At 68.5% G+C, this 15,648-nt stretch carries 13 protein-coding genes; 3 read left to right on the top strand and 10 right to left on the bottom strand.

The annotated features are described in order from the left end of the window. Positions 1–53: 53 nt before the first annotated feature. From ABDC25_RS08625 to ABDC25_RS08595, 7 genes are all read right to left on the bottom strand, one after another. On the bottom strand, positions 54–896 hold the full coding sequence (locus tag ABDC25_RS08625) for a shikimate dehydrogenase (RefSeq protein ID WP_046398998.1): 843 nt from the start codon (positions 894–896) through the stop codon (positions 54–56). Then, positions 871–2,391 carry an endolytic transglycosylase MltG gene (gene mltG / locus ABDC25_RS08620; protein WP_021200625.1) on the bottom strand — a complete coding sequence of 507 codons (1,521 nt, stop codon included), beginning with the start codon at positions 2,389–2,391 and terminating at the stop codon, positions 871–873. Before mltG ends, ABDC25_RS08625 begins: the two co-directional genes overlap by 26 nt. A gap of 2 nt (positions 2,392–2,393) precedes the next feature. After that, on the bottom strand, positions 2,394–2,867 hold the full coding sequence (gene ruvX / locus ABDC25_RS08615) for a Holliday junction resolvase RuvX (RefSeq protein ID WP_021200626.1): 474 nt from the start codon (positions 2,865–2,867) through the stop codon (positions 2,394–2,396). Next, positions 2,864–5,524, bottom strand: coding sequence for an alanine--tRNA ligase (gene alaS / locus ABDC25_RS08610; protein ID WP_021200627.1), 2,661 nt, complete (start codon positions 5,522–5,524; stop codon positions 2,864–2,866). The genes ruvX and alaS overlap by 4 nt, the downstream gene beginning before the upstream one ends. 55 nt (positions 5,525–5,579) lie before the next feature. Beyond that, on the bottom strand, positions 5,580–5,768 hold the full coding sequence (locus tag ABDC25_RS08605; protein WP_021200628.1) for a hypothetical protein: 189 nt from the start codon (positions 5,766–5,768) through the stop codon (positions 5,580–5,582). A 111-nt stretch (positions 5,769–5,879) separates the two neighbouring features. Further along, the gene (gene rpsD / locus ABDC25_RS08600; protein ID WP_017830546.1) at positions 5,880–6,509 is read right to left on the bottom strand and encodes a 30S ribosomal protein S4; all 630 of its coding nucleotides are present in this window, start codon (positions 6,507–6,509) and stop codon (positions 5,880–5,882) included. Between the two features lie 182 nt (positions 6,510–6,691). Next, on the bottom strand, positions 6,692–8,080 hold the full coding sequence (locus ABDC25_RS08595; protein ID WP_029265345.1) for a replication-associated recombination protein A: 1,389 nt from the start codon (positions 8,078–8,080) through the stop codon (positions 6,692–6,694). A 102-nt stretch (positions 8,081–8,182) separates the two neighbouring features. Here ABDC25_RS08595 and ABDC25_RS08590 point away from each other — a divergent pair, with 102 nt between their 5' ends. After that, positions 8,183–8,485, top strand: coding sequence for a hypothetical protein (locus tag ABDC25_RS08590; RefSeq protein WP_029259264.1), 303 nt, complete (start codon positions 8,183–8,185; stop codon positions 8,483–8,485). A 42-nt stretch (positions 8,486–8,527) separates the two neighbouring features. On the opposite strand, the gene ABDC25_RS08585 is transcribed toward ABDC25_RS08590, so the two are convergent. Together ABDC25_RS08585 and ABDC25_RS08580 are read right to left on the bottom strand one after the other, a co-directional pair. Beyond that, positions 8,528–9,286: a winged helix-turn-helix domain-containing protein gene (locus tag ABDC25_RS08585; RefSeq protein WP_347125819.1), complete on the bottom strand. Its 759-nt coding sequence runs from the start codon at positions 9,284–9,286 to the stop codon at positions 8,528–8,530. Further along, positions 9,286–11,178, bottom strand: coding sequence for an FAD-dependent oxidoreductase (locus tag ABDC25_RS08580; protein ID WP_347125817.1), 1,893 nt, complete (start codon positions 11,176–11,178; stop codon positions 9,286–9,288). The genes ABDC25_RS08585 and ABDC25_RS08580 overlap by 1 nt, the downstream gene beginning before the upstream one ends. Before the next feature lie 213 nt (positions 11,179–11,391). Between ABDC25_RS08580 and ABDC25_RS08575 the strand changes: the two genes are divergently transcribed. Together ABDC25_RS08575 and ABDC25_RS08570 are read left to right on the top strand one after the other, a co-directional pair. After that, positions 11,392–12,744 carry a DUF349 domain-containing protein gene (locus tag ABDC25_RS08575; protein ID WP_021200632.1) on the top strand — a complete coding sequence of 451 codons (1,353 nt, stop codon included), beginning with the start codon at positions 11,392–11,394 and terminating at the stop codon, positions 12,742–12,744. Positions 12,745–12,808: 64 nt separating this feature from the next. Next, on the top strand, positions 12,809–13,360 hold the full coding sequence (locus ABDC25_RS08570) for a type IV toxin-antitoxin system AbiEi family antitoxin (RefSeq protein WP_021200633.1): 552 nt from the start codon (positions 12,809–12,811) through the stop codon (positions 13,358–13,360). Here ABDC25_RS08570 and ABDC25_RS08565 read toward each other — a convergent pair. Then, positions 13,347–15,599 (bottom strand): bifunctional (p)ppGpp synthetase/guanosine-3',5'-bis(diphosphate) 3'-pyrophosphohydrolase, encoded by a 2,253-nt coding sequence (locus ABDC25_RS08565; protein ID WP_347125814.1) that lies wholly within the window; start codon positions 15,597–15,599, stop codon positions 13,347–13,349. The two genes, ABDC25_RS08570 and ABDC25_RS08565, sit on opposite strands and share 14 nt — an antisense overlap. Positions 15,600–15,648 lie beyond the last annotated feature (49 nt).

Raw genomic sequence — 15,648 nt, 5'->3', positions numbered from 1 at the left:
TCCCACGGGTTCGCACCCCCGCAGCGCCGCGTTTCGTCGAGCGAGCGGTTCGGTCAGAGCGCGGCGCGCATCGCGGTGATCACCGCGGCCTCGTCGCGGAGCTCCATCGTCGGATCGCCGTGCCGGAAGATACGGATCTGGCGCACGGCCTGATGCAGCAGCATGCCGAGTCCGGAGATGGCCGGGCCATCGCTCCAGGTCATCGCGAGAGCTGACGGCCACGGGGCGTAGGCGGCGTCGAAGAGCGACCCGCCACTCGACGACAGCACCGAGGCGATCTCCGCGGGGAGAGCGGTGCCGCTGGGCAGCGTGGCCACGGTCAGCTCGACGGCCGGAGCAGGCGCATCGAACGCGCGTACTTCCACGACGAGGCCGAGCCGCTCCCCGAGATCCACCAGCGCCGCCGCGGCAGCAGCGCGCCGAGCACGCACGTCGACGCGCGCGGCCCCGATCTCGGCTGCGGCGACGAGAGCCGACGCCGCCGTGGCCCCGGCCCCGAGTATCCGGACCCGTTCGACCTCGGCGATGTGCGCCTCGGCGAGGGCATCGACGATCCCTCCGACATCGGTGTTGAACCCGGCCGGCTCGTCTCCCAGGAGGAGCGTGTTGACGGCGCCCGTGAGCCGCGCGTGACGATCCCGTGTCGCCGCCGCGCGGAACGCCTCTTCCTTCAACGGCATCGTGAGGGAGAGACCACGCCAGGTGTCGTCCAGTTCGGCGATCGCCGAGGCGAATCCCTCCGCCGAGACCCGACGCCGTCCGTACTCCCAGTCCAGGCCGAGCACACGATAGGCGGCCGCATGCAGCTCCGGGGACTTGGAGTGCGCGATCGGATCGCCCCAGACCGCCAACCGTGAGCGCGTCACCGTCTCAGCAGCCGCCGTCGGGGTTCGCACGGCACCACTCACGCCACTTCTCGATTCCCTGCTCGTGCTCCGCCATGGTCTCGGAGAACTGCGTCTCCCCCGTGGCGAGGTTGATCGTGACGAAGTACAGCCACGGGCCGTCAGCAGGCTGCATCGCCGCCTTGATGGCCGCGTCGCTCGGGCTGGCGATCGGTGTCGCCGGCAGGCCGGTGCGCACGTAGGTGTTCCACTCGTTGTCGTCCTCGAGCGCTTCCTTCGAGCTCGACACGACGCCTTCGTGCAGCGACCCGTAGCCGTACTGGGCGGTCGAATCCATCTGCAGCTTCATGTCGATGTCGAGGCGGTTCTGAATGACGCGGGACACCTTCGCGAAGTCGTCGAGACGGCCCTCGCGCTGGATGATCGAGGCGATCGTCAGGATCCGTTCGGCATCAGCCGCCGGCACACCTGCCGCGTCGAGCGACTCTCTGGTGCGGTCGACCATCCGCTGGATCACCTGAGGTGCGGTGACCCCGGGATCGAATTCGTACACTGCGGGGAACAGCCAGCCCTCCAGGCTCGGCGCGTCCACGCCGTAGGCCGAGGGGTCCTGGACCGCAGCCTCGAAGTCGGCGAGCGGAAGCCCGAGAGTCTCGGCCATGCCGGGCAACGAGGAGACGATCGTGCCTCCCTCGGAGACCGAGACGGCATTCGCCATCTTGTTCGCGTCGTCCTTGAGCGCGGCGAGGGCGGCCTCTGCCGTCATCTTCTTCTGCAGGCGGTAGACGCCCGGATAGAACGTGACCGCGAGGTTCTCTTCGACGATGTAGTCGTAGAACACGTCCTCGGTCTTCGTGACGCCGGCCTCATAGAGCGCCGTCGACACCGGCCCCCCGGTGTCGCCCTGCTTGATCGTGACGAGGGCTTCGCCGTTCGCGAGACCGGGCTCCCAGTCCTTCGACTCGCCCCAGCCCATGGCATCGCTGATCTTGTCGCCGTAGGTGTTCCAGGCCCAGGCGCCAGCCGCCGCGATGCCGCCGAGCACGGCGAGCACGATGATCAGCGCGATCAGGCAGCCCTTGCGGCGCTTCTTCTTCGGCGCCGCGGGAACATGGTCGTCGTGCGGGGCGAACAGATCGTCGAGCCCGCCTCCGATCACCGGTTCGGGCGTTTCGGCCGCTGCCGAGGTACGACCGGTGCCCGCCGCGGGCACCGCTTGCGGGAGAGCACGCGTGGGAGTCTCTGCGGCGTCGGCCGAAGCGCGAACGGGCGTCGGCGACGGCGCCGCATCCGCGGTGACGGCATCGTCCGCGGACCCACGTACCGGCACAGGGGACGGCTCGGCCGGCGTGCGGGCCGTGCCTCCCACCGGAGTCGCGGTTCCCTCTCCGGCTGCTGCCTCTCGGGCGGCGCGGCGCGAACCGGGCGCCGGAGCACTGTTGTCGACGGTCGGGATCTGCTGCGTCGGGTCCGGCAGATTCTCGAACAGATCCCCCAGGCGGGAATCAGGATCGTGCCGGGGGGTGGCGCTGTCACGTTCAGACATCGTCAGGCGTGCTCCTCGTCAGGCGAGATGGTGGCGCCGGCCGGGTTTCCGGTGCTCTTCTCCATGTCGATCGCCTGCTGCAGAAGCACCACGGCGGCGACCTGATCCACAATGCTACGAGAGTTCTTCTGAGATCTCCCGGAACTGCGCAAAGCGGCGTGCGCGCTCACGGTGCTGAGGCGCTCGTCCACGAGGCGCACGGGGATCCCGCTGCGCACCTGAAGCGCAGCGGCGAACTCTCGCGCATCCGTGGTCGACGGTGTGTCGGCACCCTGCATGTTCACCGGGAGGCCGACCACGAACTCCAACGGGTCGTACTCCCCTGCGATCTGCACGAGGCGGTCGATCGATGCGTCGTCCCGAGGGACCGTCTCGACCGGGACGGCGAGCATGCCATCGGGATCGCAGCGCGCGACACCGACCCTCGCCCTGCCGACGTCGATGCCGAGTCGCACGCCGCGGCGGAACCCGCTCACGCGGCGTGCAGCTCCTGTGAGATGGCCTCGAGCGCCGCGGGAAGAGCCGCGGCATCCGCGCCACCGCCCTGCGCGACGTCGTCACGACCGCCGCCGCCGCCGCCGAGCACACCGGCAGCGCGTTTCGCCAACGCGCCGGCCTTCGCGCCCGCAGACCGAGCGGCATCGTTGGTGGCGACGACCACGACCGGACGACCGTTGACCACAGCTCCCAATGCCACGACCGCGGCATCGGAACCGAGCCGATCGCGCACGCCGTTCACGAGATCGCGCACATCGTCCGCGGACGCCACCTCGCCCAGGTTCTGGGCAGCCAGGCGGAACGCTCCAGCGCGGGTCGCGGCCTCGACGATGGCGGGAACCTGACCCGCCCTCTCCTTGGCCTCGAACTGCGCGATGCGCTTCTCCGCCGCCTTCAGACTCGCGGCGAGGTCGGCGATCCGCTCCGGAAGCTGTTCGCGCGGCGTCTTCAGGGAACTGGTCAGCTGCGAGACGATCGCCCGCTCCGCGGCGAGCTCCCGGAAGGCATCGGCACCGACGAGCGCCTCGATGCGACGATTGGATGCGCCGACGGAAGACTCTCCGACCAGGCTCACCAGACCGATCTCCGCGCTCGTGCTGACGTGCGTGCCCGCACACAGCTCACGCGACCAGGGGCCGCCGATGTCGACCATTCGCACGACGTCGCCGTACTTCTCGCCGAACAGAGCCATGGCTCCGGCTTCCTTCGCCTCGTCGAGGGAGACGATGCGCGTGGTCACCTCGAGGGAGTCCTGCACCGCGCGGTTGGTGATCTCCTCGATCTCGCTCCGCGTATCCGTCGAGAGCGCCTGCGACCAGGCGAAGTCGAAGCGCATGTAGCCGGCACGGTTCAACGAGCCCGCCTGCGTCGCGGTCGGACCGAGCGTGTCGCGCAGAGCGGCATGCACGAGGTGGGTGGCCGAGTGCGCCTGGCGGGCGGCACGACGGTTTGCCGCGTCCACCACCGTGGTCGCGATGTCGTCGACGGCGACGCTGCCGCGCGTGACCTCGACGGTGTGACTGATCAGACCGGGAACCGGCTTCTGCACATCGAGCACCTCGAGCGTGTATCCCGGGCCCACGATCGTGCCCTTGTCGGCCACCTGTCCACCCGACTCCGCGTAGAGCGTCGTCTCGGCGAGCACGACCTCGGCGATCTGGCCCTCGGCGGCGCTGCGCACGGGGACACCGTCGACGAGGAGACCGAGCACACGGGATTCGACCTCGAGCGCGGTGTAACCGTCGAATCCGGTCTCTCCCAGCGCGCGCAGATCGCGATAGACGGACACGTCGGCGAGCTGACGCTTGCGGTTGCGGGCGTCGTCCTTCGCGCGCTGGCGCTGCTCCTGCATGAGGGTGTCGAAAGCGGCTCGATCGACGTCGAGCCCTGCTTCCTCGGCGACCTCGAGCGTGAGGTCGATCGGGAAGCCGTAGGTGTCGTGCAGCAGGAAGGCCTCGGGACCGCTCAGGGTCTTCCCGCCGCCCTTCCTGGTCTCGTCCAGAGCCAGGTCGAGAATCGTCGACCCGGCGACGAGGGTGCGACGGAAGGTCTCCTCCTCGGCGAACGCCGATGCCGAGAGCACAGACCAGTCCCTCTCGAGTTCCGGATAGGTGGTCTTCATCACATCGCGGGACGCGGCGAACAGCTCGGGGAACACCGGCTCGTCGACACCGAGCAGGCGCATCGAGCGGACCGTGCGACGCATCAGACGGCGCAGGATGTACCCGCGTCCCTCGTTGGAGGGACGCACGCCGTCGGAGAGGAGCATGAGCGAGGAGCGCACGTGGTCCGCGACGACACGGAACCGCACGTCGTCCTCGTGCTGCGCCCCGTAGGGCCGTCCGGAGAGCTCGACCGCACGGTCCAGCACCGGCCGCACCTGATCGGACTCGTACATGTTGTCGACACCCTGCTTGAGGAAGGCGACGCGTTCGAGGCCCATGCCGGTGTCGATGTTCTTCATCGGCAGCTCGCCGACGATGTCGAACTCCGTCTTGCTGCGGATGTTCTCGATGAAGTCCTGCATGAACACGAGGTTCCAGATCTCCAGGAACCGCGAGTCGTCGACAGCCGGGCCGCCGTCCTTGCCGTAGGCGGGACCGCGATCGAAGAAGATCTCCGAGTCGGGACCACCCGGTCCGGGCTGGCCGGTGTTCCAGTAGTTGTCCGCCCGGCCCAGGCGCTGGATGCGCTCCGGCTTGAGCCCGATGATGTCGCGCCAGATCGCCTCGGCCTCGTCGTCGGTCTCGTAGACGGTGACCCACAGGTCCTTCTCGTCGAAGCCGAGACCGCCGTCGGACTCGGAGCTCGTCAACAGCTCCCAGGCATAGCGGATCGCGCCTTCCTTGAAGTAGTCGCCGAACGACCAGTTGCCGAGCATCTGGAAGAACGTGCCATGACGGGCAGTGCGGCCGACCTCTTCGATGTCGTTCGTGCGGATGCACTTCTGCACGTCGGCGATACGCGAGTGCGGAGCAGGGACGACACCTGTGAGGTACGGGATCATCGGCACCATTCCGGCGACCGTGAACAGCAGGGACGGGTCGTCACTGACCAGGGAGGCCGAGGGGACGATGAGGTGGTCGTTCTTCTCGAAGAAGTCGAGATAGCGCTGCGCGATTTCCGCAGTTTTCATAAGGTTCCGGGTGTCCTTGCGTGAAGATGCCGCGCCGAGGCGCCGCTGCGGTGGTTCAGTTGTCGCCCGGCTCCGTGAGCCGTGCCTCCTGCTCGCGGTAGGCGTCGCTGAGGATCGCGGTGAACCCGTTGATCCGGGCGTCGACCTCGGCGAGGATGTCATGACCGCGCGGGTCCTTGTTCATGAAGTGAGCCGCGACGAAGCCGCCGATCACACCGATCAGGAACCACAGCACGTTCTTCATGTCGTCATCCTTGCCCTTGACCCGCGAAGGCGCGGTGTCACCATCGTATGCGGAAACGACAGGAGGCGTCGGGAATCCCGACGCCTCCTGCCTGATTGCTCGATCGCTGGATCAGCGAGCCGCGTAGTACTCGACGACGAGCTGCACTTCACAGGTCACGGGGACCTCGGCGCGCTTCGGACGACGAACCAGACGCGACTGGAGCTTGTCGAGCTCGACCTCGAGGTAGCCCGGAACGGGGGGCAGGACCTCGGCGTGACCGCCGGCTGCCGCCACCTGGAAGGGCTCGGTGCCCTCGCTCTTGGCCTTGACGTGGATGAGCTGACCCGGCTTCACGCGGAACGACGGGCGGTCGACGAGCTGGCCGTCGACCAGGATGTGGCGGTGCACGACGAGCTGGCGAGCCTGTGCGGTGGTGCGGGCGAAGCCCGAACGCACGACGAGAGCGTCGAGACGCATCTCAAGGAGCTCGACCAGGTTCTCACCGGTCAGGCCGTCCTGACGACGAGCCTCGTTGAAGGTGTTGCGCATCTGCTTCTCGCGGATGCCGTACTGCTCGCGAAGACGCTGCTTCTCACGCAGACGGACGGCGTAGTCGCTGTCTGCCTTGCGCTTGGTGCGGCCGTGCTCACCCGGAGCGTACGGACGCTTCTCGAGGTAGCGGGCGGCCTTCGGGGTGAGAGCGACGCCGAGGGCGCGGCTGAGACGCACCTTGCGGCGGTCCTGGGACTTCGTGGTCACGAAGTTTTCCTTCCGATGACGTGGTCGCGTCTTTCACGACTCACGGACGTATCGTCCGCGTTCTGCCTTGGAGCGCACGCCGGGGCGCCAGCAAGGTGTGGTGTGAACGAGGAGATGCCCGAAAACTCGGTTTCGAGCCGCTCAAGTCTAACAGATCGCTTTTCCGCGCCGGATCCGCAGGGTCAGCGGTCTCCGAGGATGCGGCGGATCCGCTCGAGGCGCGCACCGATGTCGCGCTCCGCACCGAGGTTCTTGGGCTCGTAGTAGTGCCGACCGTCGAGTTCGTCCGGCAGATACTGCTGGGGCACGACGCCGAACTCGCTATCGTGCGAATAGACGTAGCCGCGGCCGTGGCCCAGACGTTTGGCGCCCGGGTAGTGCGCATCACGGAGATGCAGCGGAACCCGACCGAAACCGCCGGCGCGGATGTCGGCGATCGCCGCGTCGATCCCGACGTACGCGGCGTTCGATTTGGCGGTGGTGGCCAGGTAGACGGTCGCTTCTGCAAGGGGGATGCGACCTTCCGGCATGCCGATGAACGCCACGGCATCTGCGGCCGCCACGGCGATGGCCAGGGCCTGCGGGTCGGCGAGACCGACGTCTTCCGATGCCGAGATCACCAGGCGCCGGGCGATGAAGCGCGGGTCCTCCCCTGCCTCGATCATGCGGGCGAGGTAGTGCAACGCGGCATCGGGGTCGGACCCTCTGATCGACTTGATGAAGGCGCTGATGACGTCGTAATGCTCGTCGCCTTGCCGGTCGTAACGCAGCAGGGCCTTGTCGACCGCCTGGGAGATGTCATCGGCCGAGACCTCGGGCACCGACGCACCGGGCACCGACGCACCGGGCGCCGACGCATCGTTCCCCTCGTCGTCCGCGTCCGCGGCCGTCGCGTGGGACAGTGCGACCGCGGCGCCGGCCTCCAGCCCGGTCAGGGCGCGCCGTGCGTCACCCGAGGCCAGCCGCACCAGAGCCGACCTCGCTTCGTCGCTGAGAGCGACGGATGCGTTCAGACCGCGGGGGTCGGTGACCGCACGATCGACGAGGAGGCCGATGTCGTCGTCGGTGAGCGGCTGCAGCGTCAACAGCAGCGAACGCGAGAGCAGCGGTGAGATGACGGAGAACGACGGGTTCTCTGTCGTCGCGGCGATCAGGATCACCCAGCCGTTCTCGACTCCGGGGAGAAGGGCATCCTGCTGCGCCTTGGTGAAGCGGTGGATCTCGTCGAGGAAGAGGATGGTCGTCTGCCCGTAGAGGTCGCGCTGCGTGACGGCTTCCTGCATGACCTCGCGCACGTCTTTCACCCCCGCCGTGATGGCGGAGAGTTCGACGAATCGCCGACCGGACGATCGTGCGATGGCCTGAGCGAGAGTCGTCTTCCCGGTTCCCGGCGGTCCCCACAGGATGATCGACACGGCCCCGGGGGCTGTCGCTTCGGGGTCGGCGAGTGCGACGATCGGCGATCCCGCACGCAGCAGATGACGCTGGCCCGCGACCTCCGCGAGGGACACCGGACGCATGCGCACGGCGAGGGGCGTCTGCCCGGAGAGCAGCGCAGCAGGGGACGTCATCCCTCCAGGCTAACGTCGGCCCCCGACACTTCGGTGAACCTCCGCATCCGGGTAGGCTCTCAGGCGACGTCGTGGAGCGGCGTTCGGATGGGAGAGCAGGGCATGGCCGCACGCGGTTCCAAGAACGCACAGGCGCGCACATCGGCGGAGCGCGCGCGACTGCACACCGCACGCACCCAGTGGCACGAAGGGCAGATCCGCCGCCGTGTCCGTGACAACACGATCGCCGCCGTCGTCGGCAGCCTCATCGTCGTCGCAGCGATCGGCAGCCAGGTCGTGCACGCCCAGGTCACCGCGCCCGAACCGGAGCCCACCCCCACTCCCTCCGTCGAGCCGACCACCGCTCCGACCGAGACACCCGCGGAGACGCCGGCCCCCGTCCCCTCGGACGCACCGGCGGAGTGACCGCCGACGCGGTTGATCGCCCCGACCACCGATGCCCTCGGCTCACGACTCCGATACGGCGAGGCGATAGCCCCGCTTGACGACGGTCTGGACCAGGTCGACGCCACCCAACGACTCCCGCAACCGGGCGACGGCCACCTCCACCGCCCGTCCGCTGCGCTCGCCGCCGGGTAGCTCACGACCGAGCTCCCTTCGCGAGAGCACGCGTCCGCGGGCAAGGAACAGGGCCTCGATCAGGCCCGCTGCGCCACGGGACAGCGGAAGGAAGCGCCCGTCCAGCACGACGCCCCCGCTGCGCACCTCGAGGCTTCCGGCATCGGTGCGCACCGATCCTGCACCGCTTCCGTAGTGTGCGACGACGCATCCGACGAGACCCGTCGGTCTCTCCCGCTCGACGTATCGTGCGATCAGGCCGGCGTCCTGAAGGCGGCGAGCCTCGCGCTCGTCATCCGAGACCAGGAGCAACCGGCCCGCTTCGGCACGACGACGATGCGCTTCGAGCGCGCCGCTCCTCGTCGCCGCGTCGATCCATGACGCGGACGACGCGGTGAAGATCACGGCGTCGGCGCCCCCGGACCCCGCGCGATGCACCGCACGGTGCAGCACGCCCGTCGGGGTGGTCATCGGACGGGATGTCACGACGCGCATCACGTCCGCGCCCGCGGCGCCGAGTACGCGGTCGAGCTCATCCGCTCCGGCGGAACGATTCCCGGCCGCGGATGCTCCTGCCGCCCTCGCCTGGGCGGAGATGATGATCCTGCATCCTGCGAGCACCGGGCGTGCCCCCGAACGCCCGGTCATCACGCGGGATTCTCGGCGCGAAGGGAGACGACCCGCCGCGGATCGGCGCTCCGACCCCGATCCCTCCAGCCGATCGCGATCGTCGTGCCGTCACCGCGATGCGGGGACTCGGATGAACTCGGATCCGCCGATACCGCGCCGTGTGCGCGCCGCGTCGGTGACGCGGAGTTCGGGTCGGCTCCGTCCGGCAGAGGGGGTGAGGACGCGAGGCCCGCGGCGGTGAGGCCATGCCGCAACCGCGCCTGCTGGTCGTGGGAGACGCCCTGCAGTTCGATCCGGGAGTCGACGATCCGCAACGTCAGGCCCAGGTCCTCCGCAAGACGCCCGATGTCGACGAGATGCCCCGGCGTGAGCTCCGTCCCCGTCACCGTCGACAGCCGCACTCGGCTCCCCTCCGATCGGACCGGGCCCGTGTGCGAATCGAGCCCCTCCTGTGCGCCGCGCGTGCTGAGCGGAGAGCGCTCCGTCGCCAGTTCCGCGAGCGCGCGTGCCACAGCCAGGGTGCAGCGCTCGCACTCCGGGTCGCGCCCGAAGCAGGCTCCGACCGCGCTGAACGTGAACACCTCGTCCGCGCGGAGCACCGCCAGGAGCTCCTGCGACGACATGCCGATGTGCACGCAGACCGCACGGGAGTCGTCGGGATGCGCTGCCCGGCGCAGTTCGGCAGCGAGCTCGCCACGCGCCGGTCCACCGACGAGCCGACGAAGAACGCCAAGACCGCTCGTATCGCCCATGAGAATTCCGCCGAGGAGCGTCTGCGCATCGTCGGTGAGCACGAGCTTTCGGTAGACACCGGTGCCTCGCGAGCGATGCGTGACGACCTCGACGGCGTCGGGATCGGCGTCGCGCGTCGCCGGCTCGCCGAAGCACGCGAGATCGACGCCCGCGATGGTGCGGTGCACGTCTCGTCGGTGCCCGCCGAAGCGCTCCCCTCCCCCGAGCAGACGCGCGGCCGCCACCTCCGCCATGGCATATGCGGAAGCGGCGGCGTCGACGCAGCGTCCGTCGACGCAGGCCGCCTCACCGATCGCGAGGATGCGCGGATCCGATGTCGTGCAGCGATCGTCGACGATCACTCCTCCCTGCGGGTGCACGTCGAGTCCGGCATTGCGCGCGAGTTCGTCCCGAGGTCGCACGCCGACGGTGAAGACGACGAGGTCGGCGCGTTGGAAGGTACCGTCCTGGAACTCGAGCGCCGTGACGGCTCCCGAGTCGTCCGGATCGAGCCGCGTCGTCCTGGTCCGAGTGCGGACAGCGATGCCCCGTTCTTCGAGGGCGCCGCGCAGGACGTCTGCTGCAGCTTCGTCCAGCAGGGAGGGAAGGAGACGATCCGCGTACTGCACGATCGTCGCGCCGACGCCGGCGTCGTCGAGTGCTACAACGGTGTCGATTCCGTGCTGCCCGCCACCGATGACAACGCCTCGCAGCGGACGGCCGAGGGCACGCGATCGCGAATCGACGAAATCCCGCACCGACTCCGCGTCCTCGATGGTGCGCAGGACGAAGCAGCCGGGGAGGCGAGCCCCTGACACCGCCACCCGCGCCGCGAACGACCCGGTGGCCAGCACGAGCACGTCGTAGGAATAGGAGCGTCGGGATCGTGTGCGCACCACCCGCGCCGACCGGTCGATGCGGAGCACGCGGTCGTCACGGATCAACCGCACACGGTCGTCGCGGAACACCGTTCGGTCGAGCTGGAGATCCTCGACCTCCCGGCCGGTGAGGACACCCACGAGAGCGGATCGGTCGTACGGGCCATGTCCCTCATCGCCGATGACCGTGACCCGCACCGCCGCACCCGGGTCGCGAAGCAGGCGCTCCACGAAACGGTGCGCCGCCATCCCCGCGCCGACGACCAGGATCTCGTGCGGCGGGGAAGTCGTGTCCTTCATACTGCTCCTGTCGACCGGAAGACTGTCGTGCTCGCGACGATAGGAGCATCGTGTTTCCCGGAGATGACGGAGAATGTGTCCTGCGTCGAAAGTTCTCCTCACAGAACGGTAACGATCATCGAAGTCCTGGGACCTCACCCGCGACGCTCCGGCGTACTAGGCTGAGCCTCGTCCTTTCCGCCTCCCGCGGCCCGACCGCGCAAGGAGAATCACGTGTCTGCCAACGAGCCCACGAAGCCGACTCCCCCCGTCCCCGGCCCCCCTGCCGTACCGATGCCGCGCAAGGCGCCGACGCCGGCCGCCGTCGCGCCCGTCGCCCCGGTGCCTGCGGCATCCTCGACATCAGCGGAATGGGGTCGCGTATCCGAAGACGGGACCGTCGAGGTCAAGGAGGGCGAGGCCTGGCGCGTCGTCGGCCAGTACCCCGATGGGACTCCCGACGAGGCCCTCGCCTACTTCGTCCGCAAGTTCGATGACATCGCCTTCAAGGTGCACGCTCTCGAACAGCGTCATCAGGCCGGCGGAGCGTCGGCGAGCGATCTCGCCAAGCAGGCCTCGCACCTGATCGACGAAGCGACCGATGCCGCTGCCGTCGGCGACCTCGCCGGCCTGCGCGATCGACTCAACGCCTTGACCTCGTCCCTCTCCGAGGCGACCGAGCAGGAGGCACAGCACGCCAAGGAGCTCGTCGACAAGGCGATCGCCGAGCGCACGGTCCTCGTCGAACGTGCCGAGGCCATCGCCGCCCGCGATCTCAGCAAGGTGCAGTGGAAGCAGGTCACGGCCGAGCTCGGCGAACTGTTCGATGCCTGGCAGGCGCAGCAGCAGAACGGGCCGCGCCTGTCGAAGGGCATCTCCCAGCAGCTCTGGAAGCGATTCCGCGACGCTCGCGCCGTCGTCGACAAGCAGCGCCGCGCGTTCTACTCCGAGCTCGACGACGCGCACAAGGTCGCCCGCGACGCGAAGACCCGTCTGGTCGAGCGTGCCGAGGCACTCGCCCCGCGTGGCACGGACGGCATTCCCGCGTACCGGAACCTGCTCGACGAGTGGAAGGCATCGGGCCGCGCCGGCCGCAAGGCCGACGACGCTCTCTGGGCGCGCTTCAAGGCTGCCGGCGACGCGCTCTACGCCGCCCGCGCCGAGCAGGCCGCCGCAGAGGAAGCGGATTCCGCCCCGAAGATCGAAGCCCGCGAGGCGCTCCTCGAAGAGGCGAAGGCCGTGGCCGACGAGTCGAACATCAAGCGTGCCCGCGCTCTCCTCACCCGCATCCAGCGGCAGTGGGACGAGATCGGTCGCATCTTCCCTCGGGAGAAGGAACGTGCGCTCGACGACAAGCTCCGCGCCATCGAACAGGGGCTCAAGGGCCGCGAAGACGTGGACTGGAAGAAGAACAACCCCGAGACCAAGGCTCGCGCGAACGACATGAGCTCGCAGCTGCTCGAGGCCATCGAGAAGCTCGAGGCCGAAGTCGCCGCGGCAGAGAAGTCGGGCGACAAGAAGGCGGCCAAGGCGGCAACGGATGCCCTCGAGGCACGCCGCGCGTGGCTCAGCGCCCTCGGGAGCTGACCCGTTCTCCACAGGTGGCTCAGCACTGCTGAAGAGACGGGGTGCACTACGTCAGACTGACGTGATGCACCCCGTCTTCCTGTATGTCCCCGGCGATCGGCTGAGCCTGTCCGAACTCAGCGCCGCGCGGATCGACGGCCATGTGGTCGAGGTCGGCGAGGTCTACGTCCCGGCTGACCTCATCGAAGGGCCGGATGTCAGGGCAGGTGCAGTCGGGTCCCTCGTGCAACCGGGAACCGCAGCCGCGGGTCCGACTGCTGCCTGGATCCACGGCGCCGGTGACACCCCGCCCGTCGTGCACCATGTGCGACGCTGCGTCGAGAGACGGATCCGCGCGAGCACCAGCGCACGCCTCGTGTTCCACGACACCGTGCTCCCGGCGTCTGACGTGCAGGTGCTCGGCGGAGTCCGAGTGGCGCGGCCGGAACGGACGATGCTCGATCTCGCAACGGCTCTCCATCGCGACCCCCGAATGCTGACCTGGATGGAACGACTCGCGCTGGTGTTCCCCGATGCCCCGGCGGCCGCAGCCGACGTACTGCGCGGCATGAGCCGCGTTCCGGGAAGCAGAGCGGGATCGGCGGTGCTCGAGAGACTCGCCCTCAGGAGGAGGTGACGCGGTAGACGTCGTACACGGCATCGATCCTGCGTACGGCGTTGAGCACACGGTCGAGGTGCACCGCATCGCCCATCTCGAACACGAACCGGCTCAGCGCCAGACGCTCGTCGGTCGTCGTGACCGTCGCCGACAGGATGTTGACGTGGTGCTCGCTCAGCACGCGGGTGACGTCGGAGAGCAACCCGGAGCGGTCGAGCGCCTCGACCTGGATCTGCACACGGAACACACTCTTGGTGGTCGGAGCCCACGACACCTCGACGAAGCGGTCCTGCTCCGCACCGAGGGCCTTCACGTTCACGCAGTCCGCCCTGTGCACGGAGACACCACTGCCGCGGGTCACGAATCCGACGATCTGGTCCCCGGGGACCGGGGTACAGCACTTGGCGAGCTTCACGAGGATGTCGTTGGCTCCGCGCACGAGCACGCCCGAGTCGCCGGATCGCGGCTCACGGGTCTGGACGCTGCCGGGAAGGTCGATGGCACCGGTGGTCGGATCGTTCGCCGCGACGAGAGCGGTCACCTTCTCCAGCACCGACTGCGTGGACACGTGGCCTTCACCGACAGCGGCGTAGAGCGCCGAGACGTCTTCGTAGTGCATGCCCCGCGCCACCTCGGTGAACGAGTCATGGCTCATCAGGCGCTGCAACGGCAGGTTCTGTCGGCGCATCGCGCGCGCGATGGCCTCCTTGCCCTGCTCGATCGCCTCTTCGCGGCGCTCCTTCGTGAACCACCCGCGGATCTTGTTGCGGGCGCGGGTACTCGCGACGAAGCCGAGCCAGTCCTGGCTGGGACCGGCATCGGGGTTCTTCGAGGTGAAGACCTCGACGACGTCACCGCTCTTGAGCTCGGACTCCAACGGCACCAGGCGTCCGTTGACCTTCGCGCCCATCGTGCGGTGCCCGATCTCGGTGTGCACGGCATACGCGAAGTCCACGGGAGTGGCGCCGGTGGGGAGTCCGATCACCCGCCCCTTCGGCGTGAAGACGTAGACCTCCTTCGCGCCGATCTCGAACCGGAGCGATTCGAGGAACTCGCCCGGATCGGCGGTCTCCGCCTGCCAGTCGGAGATGTGCGCGAGCCACGCCATGTCGGTGTCGGAGGCACGGACCTCGGTCTTGCCACCGCCGTTCATCCGCTCCTTGTACATCCAATGCGCCGCCACACCGTACTCGGCCTGCTGGTGCATCTCGTGGGTGCGGATCTGGATCTCGACGGTGCGGCCGGCGGGGCCGATGACGGTGGTGTGCAGCGACTGGTAGAGGTTGAACTTCGGCGTCGCGATGTAGTCCTTGAAGCGGCCGGGCAACGGGGTCCAGCGCGCGTGGATGGCGCCCAGCACCGCGTAGCAGTCGCGCACGGAGGCGACCAGGACGCGGATGCCGATCAGGTCGTAGATGTCGTCGAACTCACGCCCGCGGATGACCATCTTCTGGTACACCGAGTAGAGCTGCTTCGGACGCCCGACGACCTTGCCGCGGATGCGGAGGTCGCGCAGATCCTCGTCGATCTCCTCGACGACCTGGTTCAGGTACTTCTCGCGCTGCGGAGTGCGCTGCGCGATGAGACTGTGGATCTCGTTGTAGATCTTGGGATGCAGCACCGCGAAGGAGAGATCCTCGAGCTCCGACTTGATCGCCTGAATACCGAGACGATTCGCCAGCGGAGCATAGATCTCCAGGGTCTCCTTGGCCTTCTTCGCTGCTTTCTCGGGGGGGACGAAGCCCCAGGTCCGCGCGTTGTGGAGGCGGTCGGCGAGCTTGATCAGCAGCACCCGGATGTCCTTCGACATCGCCACGATCATCTTGCGCACGGTCTCGGCTTGGGCGCTCTCGCCGTACTTGACCTTGTCGAGCTTGGTGACGCCGTCGACGAGCATCGCCACCTCGTCGCCGAACTCGGCGGTGAGGTCCGTCAGGGCATAGCCCGTGTCCTCGACGGTGTCGTGCAGCAGCGCAGCCGCGATCGCCCGTGGGCCGAGTCCGAGCTCCGCGAGGATCTGCGCGACAGCGAGCGGATGCGTGATGTACGGCTCGCCGCTCTGCCGCTTCTGCCCCTCGTGCTTCTCCTTCGCGACGGCGTAGGCCCGTTCGATGACAGAGAAATCACCCTTCGGGTGATTCGCGCGGACGGTGCGGATCAGGTTGTCGAGATCGTTGATCCTCGACGCGCGGGAGAAGATGCGGGGAACCAGCCGTCGCAGACTCGAGCCCTGCGATGACGTCTGCGGTTCCGCCATCTACTCACCTCCTGATCGATCAATCCTACGCGTGCTGTGCGGGACCGGG

The organism is Microbacterium sp. SY138 (genome assembly GCF_039729145.1).
Classification (GTDB): domain Bacteria; phylum Actinomycetota; class Actinomycetes; order Actinomycetales; family Microbacteriaceae; genus Microbacterium; species Microbacterium maritypicum_A.
The sequence above is the reverse complement of the archived record's forward strand: the minus strand, read 5'-3'. Positions and strand labels throughout refer to the sequence as shown.

Excerpts from the sequence above, each read along its gene's own strand:
- ABDC25_RS08605 (WP_021200628.1), bottom strand. The coding sequence starts at position 5,768 with ATGAAGAACGTGCTGTGGTTCCTGATCGGTGTGATCGGCGGCTTCGTC.
- mltG (WP_021200625.1), bottom strand. The coding sequence starts at position 2,391 with ATGTCTGAACGTGACAGCGCCACCCCCCGGCACGATCCTGATTCCCGC.
- ABDC25_RS08570 (WP_021200633.1), top strand. The coding sequence starts at position 12,809 with ATGCACCCCGTCTTCCTGTATGTCCCCGGCGATCGGCTGAGCCTGTCC.
- ABDC25_RS08595 (WP_029265345.1), bottom strand. The coding sequence starts at position 8,080 with ATGACGTCCCCTGCTGCGCTGCTCTCCGGGCAGACGCCCCTCGCCGTG.
- alaS (WP_021200627.1), bottom strand. The coding sequence starts at position 5,524 with ATGAAAACTGCGGAAATCGCGCAGCGCTATCTCGACTTCTTCGAGAAG.
- ABDC25_RS08590 (WP_029259264.1), top strand. The coding sequence starts at position 8,183 with ATGGCCGCACGCGGTTCCAAGAACGCACAGGCGCGCACATCGGCGGAG.
- ABDC25_RS08585 (WP_347125819.1), bottom strand. The coding sequence starts at position 9,286 with ATGACCGGGCGTTCGGGGGCACGCCCGGTGCTCGCAGGATGCAGGATC.
- ABDC25_RS08580 (WP_347125817.1), bottom strand. The coding sequence starts at position 11,178 with ATGAAGGACACGACTTCCCCGCCGCACGAGATCCTGGTCGTCGGCGCG.
- ABDC25_RS08565 (WP_347125814.1), bottom strand. The coding sequence starts at position 15,599 with ATGGCGGAACCGCAGACGTCATCGCAGGGCTCGAGTCTGCGACGGCTG.